The 6,607-nt window shown below is 42.2% G+C and carries 9 protein-coding genes; 3 read left to right on the forward strand and 6 right to left on the reverse strand.

Annotation, left to right across the window (positions count from 1 at the left end; all coding sequences use genetic code 11):
• The coding region (locus tag IM319_RS14150) for a helix-turn-helix domain-containing protein (RefSeq protein ID WP_287722398.1) at positions 1–119 on the reverse strand (119 nt) is incomplete at its 3' end.
• 312 nt (positions 120–431) lie between these two features.
• Here IM319_RS14150 and IM319_RS14155 point away from each other — a divergent pair.
• The gene (locus tag IM319_RS14155; protein ID WP_287735983.1) at positions 432–1,064 is read left to right on the forward strand and encodes a DUF3782 domain-containing protein; all 633 of its coding nucleotides are present in this window, start codon (positions 432–434) and stop codon (positions 1,062–1,064) included.
• 321 nt (positions 1,065–1,385) lie between these two features.
• Here IM319_RS14155 and IM319_RS14160 read toward each other — a convergent pair whose 3' ends face one another.
• The 3 genes from IM319_RS14160 to IM319_RS14170 are packed head-to-tail and all read right to left on the reverse strand — an operon-like array spanning position 1,386 to position 2,086.
• Positions 1,386–1,571, reverse strand: a complete 186-nt coding sequence (locus IM319_RS14160; RefSeq protein ID WP_016514546.1) for a type II toxin-antitoxin system HicA family toxin — start codon at positions 1,569–1,571, stop codon at positions 1,386–1,388.
• Positions 1,568–1,792, reverse strand: coding sequence for a type II toxin-antitoxin system HicB family antitoxin (locus IM319_RS14165; RefSeq protein WP_002734968.1), 225 nt, complete (start codon positions 1,790–1,792; stop codon positions 1,568–1,570). The genes IM319_RS14160 and IM319_RS14165 overlap by 4 nt, the downstream gene beginning before the upstream one ends.
• 45 nt (positions 1,793–1,837) lie before the next feature.
• Positions 1,838–2,086, reverse strand: coding sequence for a DUF433 domain-containing protein (locus tag IM319_RS14170; RefSeq protein WP_052276594.1), 249 nt, complete (start codon positions 2,084–2,086; stop codon positions 1,838–1,840).
• A gap of 281 nt (positions 2,087–2,367) precedes the next feature.
• Between IM319_RS14170 and IM319_RS14175 the strand changes: the two genes are divergently transcribed.
• Together IM319_RS14175 and IM319_RS14180 are read left to right on the forward strand one after the other, a co-directional pair.
• Positions 2,368–2,556, forward strand: a complete 189-nt coding sequence (locus IM319_RS14175; protein WP_287684653.1) for a hypothetical protein — start codon at positions 2,368–2,370, stop codon at positions 2,554–2,556.
• The gene (locus IM319_RS14180; RefSeq protein ID WP_287735984.1) at positions 2,553–2,843 is read left to right on the forward strand and encodes a type II toxin-antitoxin system RelE/ParE family toxin; all 291 of its coding nucleotides are present in this window, start codon (positions 2,553–2,555) and stop codon (positions 2,841–2,843) included. The genes IM319_RS14175 and IM319_RS14180 overlap by 4 nt, the downstream gene beginning before the upstream one ends.
• 246 nt (positions 2,844–3,089) lie before the next feature.
• Here the strand turns inward: IM319_RS14180 and IM319_RS14185 are convergent, their stop codons facing one another.
• Both IM319_RS14185 and IM319_RS14190 read right to left on the reverse strand, forming a co-directional pair.
• The gene (locus tag IM319_RS14185; RefSeq protein ID WP_287735985.1) at positions 3,090–6,002 is read right to left on the reverse strand and encodes a CHAT domain-containing protein; all 2,913 of its coding nucleotides are present in this window, start codon (positions 6,000–6,002) and stop codon (positions 3,090–3,092) included.
• The gene (locus IM319_RS14190; RefSeq protein WP_286824465.1) at positions 5,999–6,316 is read right to left on the reverse strand and encodes a hypothetical protein; all 318 of its coding nucleotides are present in this window, start codon (positions 6,314–6,316) and stop codon (positions 5,999–6,001) included. The genes IM319_RS14185 and IM319_RS14190 overlap by 4 nt, the downstream gene beginning before the upstream one ends.
• Positions 6,317–6,607 lie beyond the last annotated feature (291 nt).

A 6,607-nucleotide genomic window follows, 5' to 3' on the forward strand; every position in this document is an offset into this window, starting at 1 on the left:
GCTTGTGTTCGTTCGTGGAGAGCTTTATTGTAAACCAATCTTACACAGCCCAAAGTGCGCCGCAATAGCGACTCTTGTTCTGGTGTGGGGTAAAATCGGTAAGAATAGGCTTTCTCCATGTCTTACATTCTAGCATATATCGTGTAAATGCGCTAGTATTTAACAGTAAAGCCGTCGTAGAACGACGGGGTTTCAGACCCAAAATTTTCGATGATCAAAATAGTAGCCCATGGACGCAGGAGCTATAGTTGATAATTATCCATTGACCGAGATCGCCTTTTGACCTTTGACCCCTTCCCCTTGAACTGCGATCGCTGATTTGTTGATAGTCAATAATTGATTGAAAAAACACGGATGAGAAGCTAGGGACATTTCTTCTCTGCCAAGTCGCTAGAATGGGACTAGACTTCTCAAGCTTGAAGAATCTTCCTATGTCAGACGCTGTAACGATCGCCGATATTTACAAGTTATTTGAAAGAACTGAGTCCCAATTTGCCGAGTTTCAAAAGGAAGCTGATCGCCGCAGTGCCGAAGCCGATCACCGCAGTGCCGAAGCTGATCGCCGCAGTGCCGAAGCTAATCGCACGATGGAAGAATTAAAAAAACAGGTACAAGAAACGACCAAAGCGGTCAATAGCTTAACCACTCCTTTGTGTCTTTTTATAGAAGAAATGGTGGAGCCGGCGGTTGTGCGTTTATTTCAGGAACGGGGCATTGATGTCACCCAAACGATGAGTCGCTTGAAAAGTAAGCGTCCTGGGGCGGCAATGGAGATTGATATTGTGGCGGTGAATGGGAGCGAGTTGGTGGCGGTAGAATGTAAATCTCGACTGTCGAGGGATGATGTAGATGATTTTGTCAGCCGATTACAGCGATTTAAGGTTGCTTTCCCTCAATTTCGAGAGTTTCGGGTTTATGGGGCAGTGGCAGGTATTGAAATTGATCAGGGGATAGATGTCTATGCCTATCGGCGCGGTTTGTTTGTGATTAAGCAATCGGGGGAAACGGTTAAAATTATCAATGATGTTCAGTTTCAACCTTTGGGTTTTGCTTCAGGTGTTTAATCTCTTTTTTAAGAAGGCGTAATTTTGCGATCGCCCTTTTAATTAATAATGAATAGTTGATAATTATCCATTGTCAGGAGTCATTTTGGAAACCATTATGGAAATAAAAAACATTAAACAAAAAGCCAGAAATTTAATCGATAAATTGCCAGATAATTCTACATGGGATGATACACAGGTAAATTCAATGTAATTTATTATGTTTAGTTAATAGTAATAGAATTGGTGCGTTACGGCGGATTGTTAGTCTTATTTTATTATCCAAATTAGTAACCGCAAACACGCAGCCTACACTCTACAGCAGCTTAACAGGAGTCGCACTCATGGTTCTGGTATTTGTAAATCTCGACAAATTTTTCGCGTCAAGAATTCATTGATTTCACGATGGCGCGGAATAGCTGAAGATTTCTGATGGACACGATTTACATAAATCGTATGATTGCCGCCTTCTCTTAAGAATTCACAGCCATAAGTTTCTAAATGACGAATTAAGTTTATGCGTTTCATGCAGCCCAGAAAGTAACAGACTCTCGAATCACTTCTTGTCCTTGCAGTTGCTCTTCAGCTAATATACGATTAGCTTCTAAAACTAGCTCAATTGCTTCTTCTAAATTGCTTCTAGTTTCTTCTAGAGTCTCTCCTTGAGTATTAGCTCCTGGCAATTCTTCGACAAAACCAATATAGCCTTCGGGAACTTTCTGGAATATTTTTGTTAGTTTTAGTTGCATGATTTACCTCAGAATTTTAAATTATATCACCCACCATCATTAAAGTTAGCGGTGCGTTACGGCTGCTGAAGTGAAGCTAACGATATAATCGGATACAGCCCAAGCTGCATAATTAAGAGCCTGACGAATATCTTCCTCCTCCAACTCTGGATAAGCCTCTAAGATTTCCTGAATAGATAACTGACTAGCCAACAGTTTCAAAACAAATCCTACAGTGATACGCATTCCTCGAATCATTGGCTGTCCAAGACATATTTGTGGATTAACAGTAATACGGTCTAGCTCTCTAATCACCGTGGAACTCCTGAGATAAACTCCTCCTGTATTGTTACATACAGCAATGAATGTTGAGCAAGTTTCTGCGCTGCTGCGTGTGAATTAAGCGGCGACGAGAGTAAATATACAGCATTTATCCACCAACTAACACCAATCACGGGTTGAGGTTTCGTTGAGGACATCGAGAGGGAAAAGCCTTTTTGGATATTCTGAGCGTTAGCGGTGGTTTTAGAATACACCATCTCTAGGAGCCTATCTTGCTATAATGTAAACTGTCAGGAGTCATTTTGGAAACCATCATGGAAATAAAAAACATTAAACAAAAAGCCAGAAATTTAATCGATAAATTGCCGGATAATTCTACATGGGATGATTTGATGTATGAGATTTATATGAGACAGGCAATTGAAGCGGGGTTAGCCGATAGTGAGGCGGGAAAGGTTATTTCTGTGGCAGAAGTACGCACTAAGTTCAAGCTAGAGCCATGAAAGTTTTCTGGACAGAAACCGCAGTTAATCATTTATCATCCATCTACAACTACATATCACAAAACTCCCCTCAATATGCTCAAAGACTGGTTGAAAGATTGACTAGACGCTCAGAACAGATCGCTAATTTTCCCTTTTCGGGTCGAATTGTTCCAGAGTTTGAAACTGAGCAGCTCCGAGAAGTTATCGAGGGTTCTTATCGCATAATTTATTATATCAAGCCTGAGCAAATCGATGTTATTGCGGTACTTCATGCTGCCCGAAACATTGAAAATCCACAAGACTAACGATAATGCAAGACCATTGGGGGAGTAAATTAATGGCAGCAGTGAAGATTACCAAAAAACGCAAGAAAAAACCACAAAGGCACAAAGAACACAAAGATTTTCTCACTCATAACTTTCTAGTAGGAAGCATACCACAAAAAAATCAGGGCGATGGTTGACCCCTCGGTGACAGGTATCGAAAACCAAGAACCCGCTTGGCTTCGTGGAAAATTACTCGTTAATAATTGTTCACAAAATCTTGTAACCCTATATGCTACAGTCCTTTAAGTCTTGACGCGAGAGAAGAGATCCAATACCCAGATTCCTCCCAGGATAAGCCAGCCTCCCCCAAAAACCCCAGTAAACCTCACTCCAAATGTCCCAACCACGCAAATCTCCTCGGCAGTACATTAGTACGGGGAAGTGATTATAATGGGTTTCTGGAGTACGATATGCTACTTCCATATTGTCCAAATTAAACCATCGTTCGCTTCTTCTCCAACCTACGAGATCGCCAAAACGATCCCATATTTCATCGTTATATTCTCCTGTCCCACCAACAAGGTCACGGTAAATTTTCGCCTGTCCCTTGATACCAAATTTCTCTTCGCTGTAGTCCATCCAGAGACGGTCAATCTCATCGATTATGTCTAAGGATACCATTGTATAAAGCACATAAAAGTCACCATAATTTTCTATAACCATCCACTGATACATAATGAAAGCGGTTTCGTAGTCGGCTTTTTTCCAATCCTTTTGCTCTAGATATTCCTCTAGTTTTTGATAGATTTGCCCTGTATTTGCTTTGAGATATTGCCTGTGTTTTCTCAGTTCCTTTTCGTAGGCACTATCAGCTGATTGGTTATATGGTACCGAGATCATCTTATCGAATTGTTCTCGGAAACGATCTGGGTTTTCTGTCTCTGCAAAAGCTAGACGGAAAATCTCTACCCATTTTTCCTCGTTTTCGTTCTCTTTATTCCCCCAAAGTTCGGTTAAAGCCTTGGCTGCTGTTCCCGCTAAACCAGATAGCTTACTTGCATCTTTGGGAAGCTCGATATGGGGGTTAATATGTTTGATGTGAGAGGCGCGGTAGAGGGTTTCTCTGTCGTCATTGTGGATTACCTCGATCAAACCTTTATCTTGTGCTTGTTGTAATTTTTTCTGATAGTTGGGAACCGATTGACAAACCGCTTCTAAAGCAGCCAAAGGGACGGTAATTTCATAGATTAGGCAATTACTAACCACTTTGTCAAGAGCTTCATCCGTCAAAAGTTGAGGTTTTTCCTCTGACCGCCAGACTATCTTATCGCGCCAAGTAACATCAGATCCATTCTCAAATGACTGCAATTTAGCATCTATATCCCCTGAACTTAAAACCTCATTATTGAGCCATTCCAACAGACGGGAGTTGCCATCAGCAAGATTTAAAGCTCTTTCTATATAGTTTTTATCAATCTTACCCGAACTAAAATGCTCTAACCGCCGCAATTTCTTTTGTAAATCGGACTCTTTGTATTTGAAAGAGGGCAAAGACTTCAGATGATAAAATTCCTCTAATAGAGAGGATTTGAAGGTATAGCGCGAGGTAATAATCAGGCGATGATAGTACTTGGTTTCCTGTATCGCCTCAACGAGAGCTTTTAATAGGGGGGCTACCCCTGCTTTAAGGATATAGTCATCGCTGGATGAAGGGCATTCCAAGTTCCACTCGAAATCATCAAGAATAAGCAAAAGAGGCTGGTTTAACTGACCAAAAACATCCCTTAAGCGATAGTCTAGCTCCTCGTTAGAATCTCGAAGGATTTGACGTTGTGGACGATCTAATTTTTTAGCTAGGGTATCAACTAAGCTAGTTTGATCAATTTGTTGATGCCAGACAAGCTTAGTATAGTCTGGAAGGCGATCGCACAACCGAGCGGCGAGGGTACTTTTCCCGTTACCACCAAAACCTTGCAGGAAAACGCCGGCCTTATGAATTGCTTTAGGATTATCAAAAGGTTTTTTCAGCACTTGCAAGCAATACTGAAGATCACGGCGGCGACCGATAAAAGTTTCCCGTGTGGCTACCCGCAAATATTTCGTTTCTGGGTCCACAAATTTGTCAACAAAGGATACGGGAGGTAAAGGTTTTTTCTGTCCTCTCCTTACCAAAGCTTCTGGGATACTTCCCCTCACATAGAGGCGTAAACAATGCCAATCCCTCGCCTGATTTCCTAATAATTTCTGATAGGCAAAAGCTAACGACTCGCTCAAAGTAAAGCCTTGAGAAAGCTTTTCGTAGAGGATGGCCGCCGTGTCAGCAGCTTCGTTATCCCTGACGGGTTGACCCCACCCCAAAACGGTTTTAGCCCCATTTTTTAATAACTTCTCGGCCATGGAAAGGATCCCATCACCATCGGAGTAGCCTGTCCGACACCCTGATAAAAACAACAGCTTAGGTAAATTAAACTGTAATTCTCTGGCAATATCTTCGGCGCTAGTATCTTGCCTATCTCCGTATTCCGTCTCGGTAATAAAATAGGGTTTCTGATCCTTGATGGTAGCGTGTCCGCTCAAGTGGATAACATCGAAGTATCCCCTATCTTTACTGGCTATCAATTCGCCCAATTCCTTGATGCAGCCGCTCTCTTCAACGGTTAAAGATAGGGGTTTTCCTCTAGTTGCTTTGAGGATCTTCCCCTCTTCTGCCTCAAAGTCTAGTATAGGCTCGACACCTCTAGCAGAACTTGCCATGAAAACCACATTTAAGGCTCGATCCTGCGGGTTGTTGTCAACAGTTAACAGCCTTTCATTACCCGTTTTCATCCACCGCATGGGAACAATAGCGGGAAGCTTAGACACCAGAAAACCCTGACCATCGTGTAATAATTCCCAGGGTAGATGGACTAATCCGTTGCTGGTGCTGATAGCCAGAACTATTTTCTCTCCCCGGTGGCTATCTAATTCGCTCTGGAGGATGCGCTCCGTACCATCTAACCATCGGTACAAACCTTGTCCTGTTGTGGCGTGATCTTCCGGTAAACGGGTATAGTAATCGGTGACAGCCTGTTCACTTAGGTTGTCTATTTCATTCAGGAATCTTGTGTAGGTACGGGTTTGGTTAGGGTTATCCCAGAAAAATCGGAACTCAACGCTATTGCTACCCCTCTCCTGAAGATCAATATGCAGTATCTTCATTTTTCTTGTTCCAAGAGTTTTTGTAGTTGCTCTAGGGTAGCATCTTTGAGCAGCAGGCGATCGCCGTTTTTGCTGACAATCAACACCCGTTCGATCTTCGGGGTTTCAGGAGAGTCAATTTTTCGCTTTAATTGGTAAAATTTCTCAGCGATGGCGATTGTTCCGCTAATAATGCCGATGATGGTGGCGATGGTAGCAAGGGTTCCCTCTCTCTCCACTTCAGAGATAACTTCGTAGCTGCCTTGCACCCCTTCCATCTCTAGGATATCCTGAGCAACTTTGATAGCATCGGCTCCTTGAATTTCTATCTGCATCAGTTTTGTTCCTCCTGTAAGTACCCAAGCAAAATGATGCTAAATCCGTTTATTAAAAACTGATTATCTATTCCCCCTTTTGCTTGTCCTGATATCTAGCCTATACTCAACGAATTTAGCACGAAACCCAACCAATGTCCTATTATCAAATAATTAGGGTTTGCTGAATAAAGCTAAAAACCTTACAGGAAAAGGCTTTTAGCTAGATTGAGAGTCGCTCAGGTGCCCCTGAATCTGCTAAAATTACTCAAAACCCTTGCATCTTCTCTCCTTAGTACCAATGTATCGCAA

This window comes from Microcystis sp. M113S1 (genome assembly GCF_020246945.1).
Taxonomy (GTDB): Bacteria; Cyanobacteriota; Cyanobacteriia; order Cyanobacteriales; family Microcystaceae; genus Microcystis.